The sequence below is a fragment of the Mycolicibacter icosiumassiliensis genome (assembly GCF_900078685.2).
Classification (GTDB): Bacteria; Actinomycetota; Actinomycetes; order Mycobacteriales; family Mycobacteriaceae; genus Mycobacterium; species Mycobacterium icosiumassiliensis.
The window spans coordinates 491,298-506,293 of the sequence record NZ_LT546166.1; the positions used below are offsets into that span (position 1 = coordinate 491,298).

Genomic DNA, 14,996 nt, shown 5'->3' on the forward strand with positions numbered 1-14,996 from the left:
GACGCCTAGGACGCCTAAGACGCCTAAGACGCCGTGACGGTCACCTTGATGGTGGAGGCGCCATCTGAGGTGATGATCAGCTGCGAGGCGTTGGGTCCGGAGGTGACGTGTCCGCCGGTCACGTTGACCGTGTAGCCGTTCGGGTACTGGCTGGCCGGTACCGAGATGGTGGTCTGGGAACCGGCGCCGAAGCTGCCGGAGCCGTCGGCCTGGTCGGTGGAGTAGCTGAAGGAGAAGACGCCGCCAGAGAACGACCAGGAGGTCGGGGTGCCCGAGATGAGCTGCGGGTAGGGCTGGGACAGGGCGTCAAGCTTGTCCCAGTTGACGTTGTCGCCGACCGGCGCCTTGCTCGGGTCGTACACCAGCGCCTGATCGTCCGGCGAGATGCTGGTGATGTCCTTGCCGGAGTAAGCCCATTCGGACCAGCCGAACAGATAGTGGTTGGACCCCTGCACGCTCGCGTCAATGGCTCCGATGTTGTTGGTGGCGCCGAACTCGCTGAGCCATCCCGGAACGTTGTGCTCCTGCATGTAGTCCATCGCGTACCCGAACACGACGTCGGCATTCCAGTCGCAGCCGAAGCTGGTGCCCGGGAACAGTGATGCCGTGAGGCAATAGTGGTGGAAGGAGAAGGCCGAGTTGGGGTCGTCCACCGTGCCCAGGTGGGTCGGCACCGGCAGGCTGCCGAACAGGGTGTTGGGTTCGAAGAACACGGTCTTGTTCGGGTCGACGGACCGGATGGCCGCGTCGATCTGGTTGTAGAACGGGGTCAGCTGCTGGGCGTCGAAGTAGGTGTTGCCCAACAGGCTGCCCAGCCAGTGCGAACCGGCCCATGGCTCGTTCATGATGTCGTAGCCGGCGACGTTGGGGTCGCCCTTGAAGTAGTTGGCGACGGCCTGCCACGACAACGCGTAGTGGTTCTGCAGCCCTATCCCGTCGGAGGCTTTGGTGTTGGCCCAGAACGTATCCCAGGCGTGGTTCTCTGCCGGGCTCAAGGGGTAGGTGGCCGGGAAGCCTAGACCGACGTGGGGGAGCCCGCCGTTGAAGGTGGCCCAGTCCGGAGCACCCTCGCCGCCGAACTGCTCGTTGTACAGGTCCTGATGCATGTCGAGAATCGCGACGATGTGGTGCCGGGCCAGCATGTCTACGGTTTCCTTGACCGAGGCCAGGTAGGCGTAGTCGATGACGCCGGGTTGTGGCTCCACCCCGGCCCAGATGATGCCCAGGCGCACCGAATTGAAGCCGTTGGCGGCCAGGAACGCAGCGTCGTCCTCGCTGAAGCCGTCGCTGGACGGTGCGTAGGGCGCGACCTTGTAGACCTGGTTGAGGCCGTGCCAGATGACGACTTGTCCGTCGCTGTTGGTGAGCCAGCCGTTGGACACCTCGACCGGTGGGGCGACGGTTCCGGTGATGCCGCCGGGCAGGGTGCCGTAGTGGCCGACCGCGCCGTGGGTTCCGTCGAGCAGGCCGGCGACGCCGCCGACGCCGCCGAGTGCGGGCAGTCCGCTGGCGGTGGCGCCGTTGCCGGCGCCGCCGCCGTGGCCGCCGTTGCCGAACAGCCGTGGCCGCCTTGCCGAACAGCCAGGCGGCGGCGCCGCCGTCGCCGCCGGCGGCCCCAGTCCCGCCCGCCCCGCCGGCGCCGCCGTCGCCGAAGATCCCGACCGCTGCGCCGCCGTGGCCGCCGGCGACACCGTCGGTGGTGCTGTTCCAGCCGGCGCCGCCGTCACCGAAGAGCCAGCCGCCGTTGCCGCCGTCGGGGTGGTCTTGGGTGCCGGGGGCGCCGTTGCCGATGACCGTCGAGCCGAAGAGCTGGTTGATGGCGCCGTCGACCTGGGTGCCCAGGTCGCTGTCGATCCACTTCTGGCCGAGGTCGTGCAGGCCGGTGTAGAGGTCGAAGGCCACCGCGGGGCTCGGTTCGGCCAGGGCGGCAAAGGCGGCGTCCCAGTGCGCCGAGGACAGGAAGGTGTCCCACGCGGAGGCGTCGAAAACCGCGCCACCGTCAAGAGCGCCGTCGGCGGTAACGAACGGGGTGAACAGCACGTCCATCATGTCGTCGAGGTCGGCGTGGGCCGGCGGGGTGATGGGCGCGATCGCCAAAAACGCGGCGACTCCGACAACCTTGCTGCCCACAACCTTGCTGCGGTGACGAGACATCTCGACAAACCCTTCTCATGGACACGCGCGGTTTCTTAACTGTGTCTGAGAAGGTAAACGAGTTACTTATCCTGCGCAAGGTTGGCGCCGGGGCGGCGCGGGCGTCGGCGGGTCGCCGCCTAGGACGCCGTGACGGTCACCTTGACGTTGGAGGCGCCGGAGTCGGACGTGATGATCAGCTCCGAGGCGTTGGGTCCGGAGGTGACGTGTCCGCCGGTCACGTTGACCGTGTAGCCGTTGGGGTATTGGCTGGTCGGAACGGAGATGGTGGTCTGTGCTCCGGCGGCGAAGGCTCCGGAGCCGTCGGCGTGGTCGGTGGAGTAGCTGAACGAGAAGACGCCGCCAGAGAACGACCAGGAGGTCGGGGTGCCCGAGATGAGCTGCGGGTAGGGCTGGGACAGGGCGTCGAGTTTGTCCCAGTTGACGTTGTCGCCGACCGGCGGCTTGGTCAGGTCGTAGACCAGCGCCTGATCGTTTGGTGAGGTACTGGTGATGTCGCCTCCGGTGTAGGCCCATTCGGTCCAGCCGATCAGATGCTGGTTGGCGGCGTTCATGCCGGCGGTGATGGTCGGGATGTTGTTGGTGGCGCCGAACTCGCTGAGCAGTGCCGGGATGTTGTGCTCCTGCGCATAGTCCATCGCGTAGCCGAGGACGACGTCGGCATTCCAGTCGCAGCCGAAGCTGGTGCCCGGGAATAGCGACGTCGTCATGCAGTAGTGGTGGAAGGAGAAGGCGGTGTTGGGGTCGTCCACCGTACCCAGGTGGTTGGGCACCGGAAGGCTGGCGTCGAGGGTGGTCGGACCGAAGAACACGGTCTTGTTCGGGTCGACCGATCGGATCGCCGCGTCGATCTGGTTGTAGAACGGGGTCAGCTGCTGGGCGTCGAAGTACGAGTTGCCCAACAGGCTGTCCAGCCAGTGCGAACCGGCCCACGGTTCGTTCATGATTTCGTAGCCGGCCACGTTGGGGTCGCCCTTGAAGTAGTTGGCGACGGCCTGCCACATCAGCGCGTACTGGTTCTGCAGCCCGATCCCATTGGGGCCGTCGGTGTTGGCCCAGAACGCATCCCAGGCGTGGTTCTGCGCCGGGCTGACGAAGTAGCTGCCCGGGAATCCGGCCTCGATGTTGGGCTGCCCGCCGGTGATGGTGGCCCAGTCCGGCGCGCCGTCGCCGCCCAGGCTGCCGCTGTAGAGGTCTTGGTGCATGTCGAGGATGGCGACGATGTTGTGGTTGGCCAGGATCTGCACGGTCTGTTGGATCGAGGCCAGGTAGTTGTAGTCGATGACGCCGGGTTGCGGTTCGACGCCGGCCCAGATGACGCCCAGGCGTACGGCGTTGAAGCCGTTGGCGGCCAGGAACGCGGCGTCGTCGTCGCTGAACCCACCAGCGGAGGGCTCGTAGGGGGCGATCTTGTAGACCTGGTTGAGGCCGTGCCACATGACGACCTGTCCGTCGCTGTTGGTGAGCCAGCCGTTGGACGCCTCGACTGGTGGGGCGACGGTTCCGGTGATGCCGCCGGGCAGGGTGCCGTAGNCGCTGTCGATCCACTTCTGGCCGAGGTCGTGCAGGCCGGTGTAGAGGTCGAAGGCCACCGCGGGGCTCGGTTCGGCCAGGGCGGCAAAGGCGGCGTCCCAGTGCGCCGAGGACAGGAAGGTGTCCCACGCGGAGGCGTCGAAAACCGCGCCACCGTCAAGAGCGCCGTCGGCGGTAACGAACGGCGTGAACAAGACGTCCATCATGTCGTCGAGGTCGGCGTGGGCCGGCGGGGTGATGGGCGCGATCGCCAAAAACGCGGCGACTCCGACAACCTTGCTGCCCACAACCTTGCTGCGGTGACGAGACATCTCGACAAACCCTTCTCTGACGTGCCTATTTCTGAGGCCTGTCTGAGAAGCTAAATGAGCTACTTAACAACGCGCAAGGGTGCGGCAGAAATGGAGTGCGATTCGGTTGTCGGCTTGCGCGACCGCAGCTCTGCTGGATCGGTGGTTTTGGCTGGTGGGCGCGTTGCAACGCCGTCATGGGTCAGATCGAGCGATAGTTCGCTAGGACAATTATTTCGACTGCCCGATCAGCACTGAGTTGCGGCGCGAATCCACTGGCGCCGGGCGTCGCTCTGCCCGGCCTCCGATGCTGCGGCGCGAAGCAGGCGGATAACCCGTTGGTGGTCGCCGTTGCCGATGCGCAGATCGACCGGCAGATACTTTTGTGTCTTCATGTGTGAATACCCCCTGCAGGTCACGCAACGAGAACTGCAGTACCCGACCGCTTTGGGCGGTCAGTGCACGTACTGGTCAACGCTGGCGGCGGCGGAATGTATCCCGAATCGGCCGGTCAAAACAGTGAGCGTGCACACGCGTGTGCAACAACGTGACTGGTGTCACCCCGCCTTGGCGATGACGTGCTCGGCGAACCGCTCCAGGTTGCGGATCTTGGTGTCCAACGGCTCGGTGTCGGGTCCGACGATGTAGGGCACCCGGAAGCCGACGATGACGTCGGTGACGCCCTTGTCTTCCAGGCGCTTGATGCCGTCGAGGGTGAATCCGTCGACCGAGATCACGTGGATCTCGAACGGGTCATCGGCGCGGCCCTCCTCCTCGCGGAGCTGCTTGAGCCGGGTGATGAGCCCATCGAGCTCGGCCGGGTCGCCACCGCCGTGCATCCAGCCGTCGTGCCGGGCCGCACGGCGCAGCGCGGCTTCGGCGTGGCCGCCGATCAGGATCGGGATCGGCTGCGACGGAGCCGGGGCCATCTTGGTCTTGGGGATGTCGTAGAACTCGCCGTGGAACTCGAAGTAGTCGCCGGTGGTGAGCCCCTGGATGATCTCGATGCACTCGTCCATCCGCTTGCCGCGCCGGGCGAACGGCACTCCCATCAACTCGTAGTCCTCCGGCCACGGGCTGGTGCCCACGCCCAGTGCCAGCCGGTTGTTGATCATCGCGGCCAGCGAGCCGGCCTGCTTGGCGACCAAGGCCGGCGGGCGGATGGGCAGCTTGACCACGAACGGGGTGAACCGCAGCGTGCTGGTGACCGCGCCCAGCGCTGCGATCAAGACGAAGGTCTCGATGAAGGCCTTGCCGTCGAGGAATTCCCGGTTGCCGTCGGGGGTGTACGGGTATTTCGAGTCGGATTCGAACGGGTAGGCGATACTGTCGGGAATCGTCATGCTGTGGTACCCGGCGGCCTCGGCGGCCTTGGCGAGCGGAATGTAGTAGCTCGGGTCGGTCATCGCTTCGGCGTAGGTAAACCGCACGTCGTCTCCTCGGTCTCGGGTATTGGGGCGCTGTTCTCTGCATAGCAGACTGGCCCGGCCCGACCCGCGTGGGGGAGTGCGATCACATGCGCGGCGGCATCGCGATCTCGACATCCTCCAAGGCAAACGGCGGATATCCGGCGGCGCCGATCACGGTCAGCGTGCCCCACGGCGTCCGCTCGGCGACGCGCCCTTGCGCGGTGTGCTCGCCAATCCGGATGCTGACCTTCGAACCGGTGGCATTGGCCCCCGGAAGTTCTGCAAAAAGCATTCCCTGCCAATGGTATTGGCCATCGATCGGATCGAAATACCCGGTCAGTCGGACTCGCGTCGGGTAGTCCTCGCTGTTGTGGGTGAGGACCGCCGGGCCGTCGTAGATTTCGTCATCGACTGGTTCGGAGCCGGTGAGGTAGAACCGGGAAATCCCGCGGGTCGGCAACACTGGGTGCACCCGCAGCCGTGGCGAGCGAGACTCGATGCGGCTGGCTCCACTGCGCCGCAGGGCATCAATGATCCCGGCCACGTACCGGGCCTGCCGGCGGGTGTGCGGACCGGGAATCTGGAATCGGTTGGGGAGGCCATGCCGGGCGACGGCGTCGTCGGTTGAGGCGGCCGTGCCGATCAGTGTCCGGGCGGTCAGCTCTTCGCCGTCGGCGGTCCGCACCGTCCAGGTGTCGGTGCCGCTGTCGAATCGGGTGGTCGCGTTCGTTGCATCGACGGCGCGAACGTCGTCGATCAACCCGTGCAGCCGTGTCGGGTCACCCAGCGCCACTACGTCGAGGACGCCCTTGCGGCTCACAGGAATCCGGCCCGCCGCCACATCCGCCGGGCCAGTCCGCCCATCAGCCCGACTTCGGTGAAGAATGCGGCCAGCGGCGCGAACGACGAACGGGACGCCGCATGGAAGTGCGGGTTGGCCCGCGCCACCCGGCGCGCCTCGCGGCCGTCCAGCCCGACTCGGCTGTAGACGACCGGCAGGGTGAACAGGTGGCGGTAGAACGGTCCGCCGACACCCTGCAGGTTGGCCAGCAGAAGCCGGCGGTAGCGGGGCATCGCCGGGACGCTGCGCCGCAGACCGTCGCGGGCGTACTGAATGTGGCGGGCTTCCTCGGTGACATGGATGCGCATCACGCGTCGCACGATCGGCTGCAGGTCCGGGTCGTCGAGGATCTGGCGTTGCAGCGAGTCGAAGATCTCCTCGCCGACCAGCGCCGCGCCCCACAAGATGCTGCCGCGGAACAGGAAGGGAAGCGCGTTGATGACAATGCGCTGGTGCAGTCGCGGGCGTACCGGCACTCCGCCGATCCGGTCGATGGTCTTGCCGAACATCAGCATGTGGCGGGTCTCGTCACCCAGTTCGGTCAGCGAGTAGTGCGTGGTGCGTGCGGTGGGGTTCTTGTGCATCATGTCGCGCAGCAGGGCTTGGTTGAGGATGTTCTCGAACCAGATGCCGGCCGACAGGACGTTGACCAGTTCCTGGCGCGACATCTCGATCTGCTGTTCGCGGGTCATGGCCTCCCACAGACCGGTGCCGTAGAGGGTGCACATCCGCGGCGGCAGGAAGAACTTGTCCTCCTCCAGCGGAGCGTTCCAGTCGATGTCGACGACCGGTGCGTAGGACTTTTTCACCGAGCCCTTCAGCAGCCGCTCGGCAAATTCCTCCCGAGTCGGTTCGCTCGGCCGCACCGCAGTGGTCATCACGGAATCCCTTCTCGATCGGACTTCAAAAACTAGGAGTCGCAACAAGGCATGTCAATACCGACGGTACCGGATACCTCCGGTTCGATGTGTGATACCCATCACACGCCTTGGCGTGGCGGTATTCCCGCTGAAAGCCCCGGTGAAGCCGACGCCGGCACTGCCACAATTGTGGCCATGCGACCGGGTCTGGCGGACCGCAGAGCTGAGACGTCAGCTCTGTGCACGTTCCTGGACGCCGCCCTGGCCCAGCCCGCGACCCTGCTGCTCGAAGGCGAAGCCGGCATCGGAAAATCCACGCTTGTGTGGGAGGCGGCCGCGACGGAGCGGGGCTACCAGGTGTTCTCGGCGGTGGGCGCTCCGACCGAGGTCCGCTACGCCTACGCCGCGGTGGCAGACCTGCTCGGCGGTGTCGACGTCGAGGTGGCAGAACACGGCTCTGTCCGGATCGATCCGGCGCCTGAGGATCACCTCGCTGACGCGGGGCGGTGTGCACTCGCTGATTTCCACCCGGCTGGGGTGTACCTTGCCTCGGCCTTCGATCACGCGAATTCACGAAATATCTTGCGGCAATCCATTTTTCGCTATCGAACTGGCGCGCTTCATCGCCGAAGACCTGGACAAGGCCGTCGTGCGTCTGCCGGGCAGTTTTGCGGCGCTGGTGAGCGACCACATCGGGCAGCGTATACAGCGCCGCCGGCTCGTCAACGCGCCGGGCGATGCACCGTCGCCTTGCCGAGACCGTCGAAGAGGCTGAGCTGGCCGCGCGTCATTTGGCGTTGGCGGGCCATCAGTGCCGACCCGGAGGTGCTGCTGGCGCTCGACGAGGCTGCCACGGTGACCCAGGAACGAGGAGCGCCGGCAGTAGCGGCTGAACTGATCGAACTCGCGATCAATCTGGGCGGCGGCACCCCAGTGCGGCGAATGAGGGCTGCTGAAAAGCATTTTCGCACCGCAACTTGGCGATCCGCTCGCGCGCCAGCCTGCACGCCGCGCTCAATCCAGAGTGAATTTCCAGGGAAACCCCTGGTTTCATACGGGGTCTTCTTCATTAGCGTCGGTCCGATGGGCGACGGTGAATCGGGGCGTCAGTGCTTCCTTGTCGAGTGGTACCAACCCGATCTCGTTGAAGCGGCGGTCGACGCCGCTATCGATCGACTCTCCGGCGCCGCTGCGGCCGTTCGTGCCACGTTGCTGGTCACGCTGACCTCGCCAAGCGACGAGACCCTGTTCGGGGTGGTTGCGGCGGACTCCGCCGATGCAGTGGTGACGGCGTGCCAGCAAGCCGGCTGGCACATCGACCGGATCACGTCCGGGGTGCGGGCCCGGATCGGCGCTATCGAGAGTTAGCGGCAGCAACCCTGGGTGCTAATCCCCGGGGGATCGCCAGGGAAGCCCTGTATCGGTGCAGTATCTCGGCGACGCCGCCCCGCCGGCGCGTCAGGGGGCGTCGGTGATCTCAGCCGACAGTGCGGCGGACAGCCCGGCGCGCGAGCGGACCGCTTTGCCGACACCGCTCGCGCTTCGGATTCCCGACCGACCAACCCTCCCGCCACGACCAACATTTTGGCAACGCGCAAATGCCCGCCGCATCCGATCAGCCAAAGTGCCGCGGTGAAAAGGAGTCCTGGTGGACGCGGTAATGGCAGGATGACGCCATGGCATCGTTTCTGCTTCGTGCGGCGCTGACCGGATTCGCGCTGTGGGTGGTCACTCAGATCGTTCCCGGGATCGAGATCGTCGGCGGTGACACCACGCTGCAACGGGTCGGCATCATCTTCGTCATCGCCCTGATCTTCGGGCTGGTGAACGCGTTCATCAAGCCGGTGGTGCAGCTGCTGTCGATTCCGCTGTACATCGTCACCCTGGGGCTGTTCCACATCGTGGTCAACGCGCTGATGCTGTGGATCACCGCGTGGATCACCGACAAGACGGCAAAGCACTGGGGGCTTTATATCGCCGACTTCTGGTGGGATGCCATCTGGGCCGCGATCGTGCTGTCGCTGGTGAGCTGGGTTCTGTCGCTGGTGCTGCGCGACGCCCGGCGCATCACCGGGTAACCGGGCAGACTCGAGGGCATGCCCGAGCTGCCCGAAGTCGAAGCACTCGCTGATCATCTGCGTCGGCACGCCGTCGGTTGCACGATTGGCCGGATCGACGTGTCGGCGCTGTCGGTGCTCAAGACTTTCGACCCGCCGCCGACGGCGCTGCAGGGCCAGCAAGTGACCGGCGCGCACCGCTGGGGAAAGTATCTGGGGTTGCAGGCCGGTGAGCTGTTCTTGATCGCGCACCTGTCTCGGGCGGGTTGGCTGCGCTGGTCGGATCAGCTGGCGGCTGCGCCGCTGCGACCGGGTAAGGGACCGATCGCGCTGCGGGTGCACCTGGGCGTCCCGGGGCAGGCCCCCGGCTTCGATCTGACCGAAGCCGGCACCCAGAAGCGGTTGGCGGTCTGGTTGGTCGATGACCCAGTGAAGGTGCCGGGCATCGCCACACTGGGGCCCGACGCGCTGGCGATCAACGCCGACGAGCTCGCTCGATTGCTGGCCGGCAATACCGGTCGCATCAAGACCGTTCTGACCGATCAGAAGGTGATCGCCGGCATCGGCAACGCCTACAGCGACGAGATCCTGCACACCGCCCGGCTGTCGCCGTTCGCCACCGCCGGCAAACTGTCGGCAGATCAGCTGACCGCACTGCACGAGGCTATGCACGCCGTGCTGACCGATGCCGTCACCCGCTCGGTCGGTCAACAGGCCGCCACCTTGAAGGGGGAGAAGCGGTCCGGTCTGCGGGTACACGCCCGAACCGGGCTGCCGTGCCCGGTGTGCGCCGACACGGTTCGGGAAATATCTTTCGCCGATAAGTCATTTCAGTACTGCCCGACCTGCCAGACCGGCGGCAAGGTACTGGCCGACCGACGGATGTCGCGACTGCTCAAGTAATTCTTCGAGGTGACTTCGACAGCCTGCGGCCGCCGTTAAGCTGCTTTGGTGACCCGTCAGAAAATCCTCATCACTGGTGCCAGTTCAGGACTGGGTGCCGGCATGGCCCGCGCTTTCGCTGCGCAGGGACGTGACCTGGCCTTGTGCGCCCGCCGAACGGACCGGCTTGACGAACTGAAAGCCGAACTGACCGAAAAGTTTCCGAAAATCAATGTCGCGGTGGCTGCGCTCGATGTCAATGACCACGACGAAATACCCAAGGTGTTCAACCAATTCGCCGCCGAATTGGGCGGAATCGACCGAGTCATCGTCAATGCCGGCATCGGCAAGGGCGCGCCGCTCGGATCCGGCAAGCTCTGGGCCAACAAGGCCACCGTGGAAACGAACCTGGTCGCTGCGTTGGTGCAGGTCGAGACCGCGCTGGAGATCTTCAAATCTGCCGGCGGCGGGCATCTGGTGCTGATCTCATCGGTATTGGGCAACAAGGGGGTTCCGGGCGTCAAGGCGGCGTATGCCGCCAGCAAGGCCGGAGTGTCGTCGTTGGGCGAGTCGCTGCGTGCGGAGTACTCGCGCGGCCCGATCAAGGTCACCGTGCTGGAACCGGGCTACATCGAATCGGAGATGACTGCCAAAACGGCGTCCACCCCGTTGCTGGTGGACAACGAATCCGGGGTCAAGGCCATGGTGCGGGCCATCGAACGCGAAACCGGCCGGGCCGTCGTCCCGTCCTGGCCGTGGGTCCCATTGGTATGGCTGCTGCGCCGCATGCCCCCGCGGTACACCAAACGCTTCGCCTGATCTGCCTCTGCTCGGGTCAGCGGGTCATCCAGTCCAGGGCTTTGGCTCGCCTGCGGTAGATCAGCAGCGCCGCCTTGGCGATCAAGAACGCAACCGCCACGCCCATCAGGAGCGTGGACACGGCGTACGCGCCGTACTCCGCCCCGCGGTGGTAGCGATCGTTGACCAACAAGGTCAGGGTCTGAGAGTGTCCCGGCAGGTTCGAGGACACCATGATGACCGCGCCGAACTCGCCGAGTGTGCGCGCCGTGGTCAACACCACGCCGTAGGTCAGTCCCCAGCGGATCGAGGGCAGCGTGACCCGCCAAAGTGTCTGCCACGCATTGGAACCCAGTGTGGCGGCGGCCTGCTCCTGGTCGATTCCGATCTCCATCAGCACCGGCTGGACCTCGCGCACCACGAACGGCAGCGTGACGAAGATGCTGGCCAACACCATGCCGGGCAGCCCGAAGATGATCTTGAACCCCAGGTTGTTCTCGACGAAGCCCAGCGCCCCCGACGACCCCCACAGTGCGATCAGGGCGACCCCGACGATGATGGGCGAGACCGCAAACGGCAGGTCCAGGATCGCCTGAAGCGTTGATCGGCCCCGGAATTTATTGCGCACCAGCAGGATCGACGTCGAAACGCCGAACAATGCGTTCAGCGGCACCACGATGATCACCAGGAGCAGCGACAGTTTCAGCGCCGAGATCGCCGCGGGAGTGCTGATCCAGGCCCAAAAATGGCCCAGCCCGGGCTCAAACGTGCGGTACAGAATCACCGATACCGGCGCGATCAACATGACACCGACATAGGTCAAGACGGTGAGGCGCAGGACGTGGCGCTTCTCCAGCCGCGCCGTCACTCGGACTCCTCCTCACGCTTGGCCGCACGCCCGCCCACGGTCCGCAGGAGCACCAGCACCGCGAACGAGATCGCCAACAACACGATCGATATCGCCGCCGCGCTGGTGTGGTCGTCGTTCTCGACCAGCGAGCGGATCCACTGCGAGGACACCTCGGTCTTGCCCGGCACCGCACCGCCGATCGTGACGACCGAGCCGAATTCGGCGATGCACCGCGAAAACGCAAGTCCGGCACCGGTCAACAACGCCGGCTGCAACGACGGCAGCACGACAGCCTTGAAGGTCACCAGGCGCGTCGCGCCGAGTGCTGCGGCCGCCTCCTCGACATCCCGGTCGATCTCCATCAGCACCGGCTGGACGGCACGGACCACCAGCGGCAGCGTGACGAATGCCAGCGCCATCGCGACCCCGGGTGGGGTGTGCTGCAGATGAATGCCGATCGGACTGGAGTTGCCGTACAAGGCGAGCATCACCAAACTGGTGACGATGGTCGGCAGCGCGAACGGTAGATCGATCAGCGCATCGATCACGCCTTTTCCGACGAAGTCGTCGCGCACCAACACCCAGGCGGTCGCCAGGCCGAACACCACATCGAGCACGGTGACCAGAACCGAGATCGTCAGTGTTACGCGGAACGATTCGAGTGCCGCGTGCGAGGTGACGGCCAGGCGGAAACCCTCCCAGCCTCGATCGCCGGCTTGCCAGGCAATGGCGACCAACGGCAGTAGCACGATCACCGACAGCCACAGCGTGGTCACGCCGATACGCAGCGGTGTGATGACGGACCGGCTCGGAGCGGTGGGGAGGGCGCCGGCGTCCACCACCTCCGCGCTGGGGTGGACACGTTGAGACGGTGCGAGAGGAGTCGCGACTGTCATCGGCTGGATCCGAAAGAAGAGTGCATGCTGGCCTTCCAATGCCTGAGATGTTCGGCACCGGTCACCGAAAGTGACTACCGAGAATTAGCTAGTGGCGGAAGAGTCAGCGACAACAGTGCAGAAAGCCCGCGACGCCGCTTCCGAAGGCACCGCGGCGGCGGCCGAACGCCGTTGCGGCGCTCCGCCCAACGCGGGATGGCATCTGCATGGCGGGTAGCTTAAAGAAAGCTGGAGGTCGAAATCTCTGTCGTGTCGCGATAGGTTTCCCGGCCGGAATGCAATCTGTCGCACTTCAGCGGGACCGACGCCGGCGGCCGCCGAAAAAAGTCAGGGTGAGGGAAATGCTGACGGCGGGCTCTAGGTCGCCCGGCCGCGCTCTGCGCGGTAGCGGCGCACCAGCGCGTCGGTGGAACTGTCGGTCTGGCGCCGTGGCGAGGCGTCGTCGGTGAGCACCGGCAGCAGGGCCTTGGCCTGCGTCTTGCCCAGCTCCACACCCCACTGGTCGAAGGAGTCGATGCCCCACACCACACCCTCGGTGAACACCTGGTGTTCGTAGAGCGCGATCAGCTGGCCCAGCACCGAGGGGGTGAGCTGGGTAGCCAGAATGGAGGTCGTCGGACGATTGCCGGGCATGACCTTGTGCGGCACGACATCTGCGGAGGTGCCTTCGGCGGCGATCTCCTCGGCGCTCTTGCCGAACGCCAGCACCTGGGTCTGGGCGAAGAAGTTGCTCATCAACAGGTCGTGCATGCTGCCGGTACCGTCCGCGGTGGCTAGGTCGTCGACGGGTTGGGCGAAGCCGATGAAGTCGGCCGGTATCAATCGGGTGCCCTGGTGCAGTAGTTGGTAGAACGCGTGCTGGCCGTTGGTTCCCGGCTCGCCCCAATAGATTTCACCGGTGTCGGTGCTGACCGGCGTGCCGTCGGCGCGGGTCGACTTGCCGTTGGATTCCATGGTGAGTTGCTGCAGGTAGGCGGCGAAGCGGTCCAGATCGTTGGAGTAGGGCAGCACCGCGCGGGACTGGGCGCCGAAGAAGTTGGAGTACCACAGTCCGATCAGGCCCAGCAACGCCGGCGCATTGGATTCCAAAGGCGCAGTGCGGAAGTGCTCATCGACGATATGGAAGCCGGACAAGAACTCCGCGAAACGCTCGCGGCCGATGACGGCCATCACCGACAGTCCGATCGCCGAATCCACCGAGTATCGTCCGCCGACCCAGTCCCAGAAGCCGAACATGTTCGCGGTGTCGATGCCGAACTCCTCGACCAACGCAGCGTTGGTGGAGACCGCTACGAAGTGCTTGGACACCGCGGCGTCGCCCAATGCCTCGGTAAGCCAGCGGCGGGCCGCGGTGGCGTTGGTCAGCGTCTCCAGCGTCGAGAACGTTTTGGAGGCGACCACGAAAAGTGTGCTGGCCGGATCCAAGCCGGCCAGTTTCGCGGTCAGATCGGCCGGATCGACGTTAGAGACGAACCGTGCCGAGATGCCGGCGTCGGCGTAGTGACGCAGCGCCCGATCCACCATCACCGGGCCCAGGTCCGAGCCGCCGATGCCGATGTTGACCACGGTCTCGATGCGTTTCCCGGTGGCGCCGGTCCATTCGCCGCTGCGCAACCGGCCGGTGAAATCGCCCATCGCATCGAGCACCGCGTGGACGTCGGCGACGACGTCCTGGCCGTCGACGTGTAGATCGGCGTTGCGCGGCAGCCGCAACGCGGTGTGCAGCACCGCCCGATCCTCGGAGGTGTTGATGTGCACCCCGGCGAACATCGCGTCGCGCCGGTCCTCCAAGCCGGCCGTCCGGGCCAGATCGACCAGGAGACGGATGGTCTCGGAGGTGATGCGGTGCTTGCTGTAGTCGATGTAGAGATCACCGACGGTGGCGGTGAACCGTCTGCCGCGTTCGGGGTCGCCGGCGAAGAACTGACGTAGGTGGGTGTCGCCGATCTGCTGATGATGCTTGCGCAACGCGTTCCAGGCCGGGGTGGTTGAGATGTCCGGGATCTGGGGAACGGAGCTCATCCCCCGACATTAGCGGCGACCACCTTCGAGATCGCACTCATGCAGGAAAAGTTCGAGTAGCGGCCTGCGTGAGTGAGATCTCGGCGCGTGGAGGGTGCAGCGAGACGCGGGAAGGGGCCCAGCGCCCTAGTGGCCGAGCCGGCCTCGGCCCAGGCGCAGCAATAACATCGCCAGGTCCTTGCCGTCCTGGCCGAGCTCGCTGTAGCGCTCGAGCACCTTCATTTCGCGGCTGTGCACCAGGCGGGTGCCGCCGGACGCCATCCGGGCCTTACCGATCTCCTGCGAGATCTCGGTGCGGCGTTTCACCGCGGCCAAGATCTCGGCATCGAGCCGGTCGATCTCGTGGCGCAGCTCGTCGATGTCGGGTAGCTGTTGGGGTTGGGCAGACATGATCAAAACTCCAG

14 protein-coding genes and 1 pseudogene are annotated in these 14,996 nt (G+C 65.7%); 4 read left to right on the forward strand and 11 right to left on the reverse strand.

The window, feature by feature from the left end; translation table 11 throughout:
* Window positions 1-23: 23 nt before the first annotated feature.
* The 7 genes and pseudogenes from BN4346_RS48710 to BN4346_RS26015 all read right to left on the reverse strand — a co-directional run bounded on the left by BN4346_RS48710 (window position 24) and on the right by BN4346_RS26015 (window position 7,105).
* Window positions 24-1,727 carry a cellulase family glycosylhydrolase gene (locus tag BN4346_RS48710; RefSeq protein ID WP_327343806.1) on the reverse strand — a complete coding sequence of 568 codons (1,704 nt, stop codon included), beginning with the start codon at window positions 1,725-1,727 and terminating at the stop codon, window positions 24-26.
* Window positions 1,639-2,154, reverse strand: a pseudogene (locus BN4346_RS49650) (PGRS repeat-containing protein); the annotation flags it as partial. The pseudogene BN4346_RS49650 and the gene BN4346_RS48710, both read right to left, overlap by 89 nt.
* Before the next feature lie 119 nt (window positions 2,155-2,273).
* Window positions 2,274-3,998 carry a cellulase family glycosylhydrolase gene (locus BN4346_RS26000; protein WP_235653522.1) on the reverse strand — a complete coding sequence of 575 codons (1,725 nt, stop codon included), beginning with the start codon at window positions 3,996-3,998 and terminating at the stop codon, window positions 2,274-2,276.
* Between the two features lie 227 nt (window positions 3,999-4,225).
* Window positions 4,226-4,372 (reverse strand): hypothetical protein, encoded by a 147-nt coding sequence (locus BN4346_RS47520; protein ID WP_154677540.1) that lies wholly within the window; start codon window positions 4,370-4,372, stop codon window positions 4,226-4,228.
* A gap of 162 nt (window positions 4,373-4,534) precedes the next feature.
* Entirely contained in the window at window positions 4,535-5,407 is an 873-nt protein-coding gene (locus BN4346_RS26005) for a TIGR03619 family F420-dependent LLM class oxidoreductase (RefSeq protein ID WP_067967812.1), read from the reverse strand.
* An 82-nt stretch (window positions 5,408-5,489) separates the two neighbouring features.
* Entirely contained in the window at window positions 5,490-6,206 is a 717-nt protein-coding gene (locus BN4346_RS26010; RefSeq protein ID WP_067968135.1) for a DUF4873 domain-containing protein, read from the reverse strand.
* On the reverse strand, window positions 6,203-7,105 hold the full coding sequence (locus BN4346_RS26015) for an AurF N-oxygenase family protein (RefSeq protein WP_067967814.1): 903 nt from the start codon (window positions 7,103-7,105) through the stop codon (window positions 6,203-6,205). Before BN4346_RS26015 ends, BN4346_RS26010 begins: the two co-directional genes overlap by 4 nt.
* A gap of 177 nt (window positions 7,106-7,282) precedes the next feature.
* Here BN4346_RS26015 and BN4346_RS48725 point away from each other — a divergent pair, with 177 nt between their 5' ends.
* The 4 genes from BN4346_RS48725 to BN4346_RS26040 all read left to right on the forward strand — a co-directional run bounded on the left by BN4346_RS48725 (window position 7,283) and on the right by BN4346_RS26040 (window position 10,845).
* Window positions 7,283-8,455: an ATP-binding protein gene (locus tag BN4346_RS48725; protein ID WP_235653523.1), complete on the forward strand. Its 1,173-nt coding sequence runs from the start codon at window positions 7,283-7,285 to the stop codon at window positions 8,453-8,455.
* A 308-nt stretch (window positions 8,456-8,763) separates the two neighbouring features.
* Entirely contained in the window at window positions 8,764-9,165 is a 402-nt protein-coding gene (locus tag BN4346_RS26030; protein ID WP_067967822.1) for a phage holin family protein, read from the forward strand.
* A gap of 18 nt (window positions 9,166-9,183) precedes the next feature.
* Window positions 9,184-10,047, forward strand: a complete 864-nt coding sequence (locus tag BN4346_RS26035) for an Fpg/Nei family DNA glycosylase (RefSeq protein ID WP_067967826.1) — start codon at window positions 9,184-9,186, stop codon at window positions 10,045-10,047.
* Between the two features lie 48 nt (window positions 10,048-10,095).
* Window positions 10,096-10,845, forward strand: a complete 750-nt coding sequence (locus BN4346_RS26040; RefSeq protein WP_067967828.1) for an SDR family oxidoreductase — start codon at window positions 10,096-10,098, stop codon at window positions 10,843-10,845.
* Window positions 10,846-10,861: 16 nt separating this feature from the next.
* Here BN4346_RS26040 and cysW read toward each other — a convergent pair whose 3' ends face one another.
* The 4 genes from cysW to BN4346_RS26060 form a co-directional block, all read right to left on the reverse strand.
* Window positions 10,862-11,692: a sulfate ABC transporter permease subunit CysW gene (gene cysW / locus BN4346_RS26045; RefSeq protein WP_067967830.1), complete on the reverse strand. Its 831-nt coding sequence runs from the start codon at window positions 11,690-11,692 to the stop codon at window positions 10,862-10,864.
* Window positions 11,689-12,570 (reverse strand): sulfate ABC transporter permease subunit CysT, encoded by an 882-nt coding sequence (cysT, locus tag BN4346_RS26050; RefSeq protein ID WP_078058439.1) that lies wholly within the window; start codon window positions 12,568-12,570, stop codon window positions 11,689-11,691. Before cysT ends, cysW begins: the two co-directional genes overlap by 4 nt.
* Before the next feature lie 357 nt (window positions 12,571-12,927).
* Window positions 12,928-14,592 (reverse strand): glucose-6-phosphate isomerase, encoded by a 1,665-nt coding sequence (pgi, locus tag BN4346_RS26055; protein WP_067967836.1) that lies wholly within the window; start codon window positions 14,590-14,592, stop codon window positions 12,928-12,930.
* Between the two features lie 126 nt (window positions 14,593-14,718).
* On the reverse strand, window positions 14,719-14,982 hold the full coding sequence (locus tag BN4346_RS26060) for a chorismate mutase (RefSeq protein ID WP_024443709.1): 264 nt from the start codon (window positions 14,980-14,982) through the stop codon (window positions 14,719-14,721).
* Window positions 14,983-14,996 lie beyond the last annotated feature (14 nt).

Excerpts from the sequence above, each read along its gene's own strand:
- BN4346_RS47520 (WP_154677540.1), bottom strand. The coding sequence starts at position 4,372 with ATGAAGACACAAAAGTATCTGCCGGTCGATCTGCGCATCGGCAACGGC.
- BN4346_RS26015 (WP_067967814.1), bottom strand. The coding sequence starts at position 7,105 with ATGACCACTGCGGTGCGGCCGAGCGAACCGACTCGGGAGGAATTTGCC.
- BN4346_RS48725 (WP_235653523.1), top strand. The coding sequence starts at position 7,283 with ATGCGACCGGGTCTGGCGGACCGCAGAGCTGAGACGTCAGCTCTGTGC.
- BN4346_RS26030 (WP_067967822.1), top strand. The coding sequence starts at position 8,764 with ATGGCATCGTTTCTGCTTCGTGCGGCGCTGACCGGATTCGCGCTGTGG.
- BN4346_RS26035 (WP_067967826.1), top strand. The coding sequence starts at position 9,184 with ATGCCCGAGCTGCCCGAAGTCGAAGCACTCGCTGATCATCTGCGTCGG.
- cysT (WP_078058439.1), bottom strand. The coding sequence starts at position 12,570 with ATGACAGTCGCGACTCCTCTCGCACCGTCTCAACGTGTCCACCCCAGC.
- pgi (WP_067967836.1), bottom strand. The coding sequence starts at position 14,592 with ATGAGCTCCGTTCCCCAGATCCCGGACATCTCAACCACCCCGGCCTGG.
- BN4346_RS26060 (WP_024443709.1), bottom strand. The coding sequence starts at position 14,982 with ATGTCTGCCCAACCCCAACAGCTACCCGACATCGACGAGCTGCGCCAC.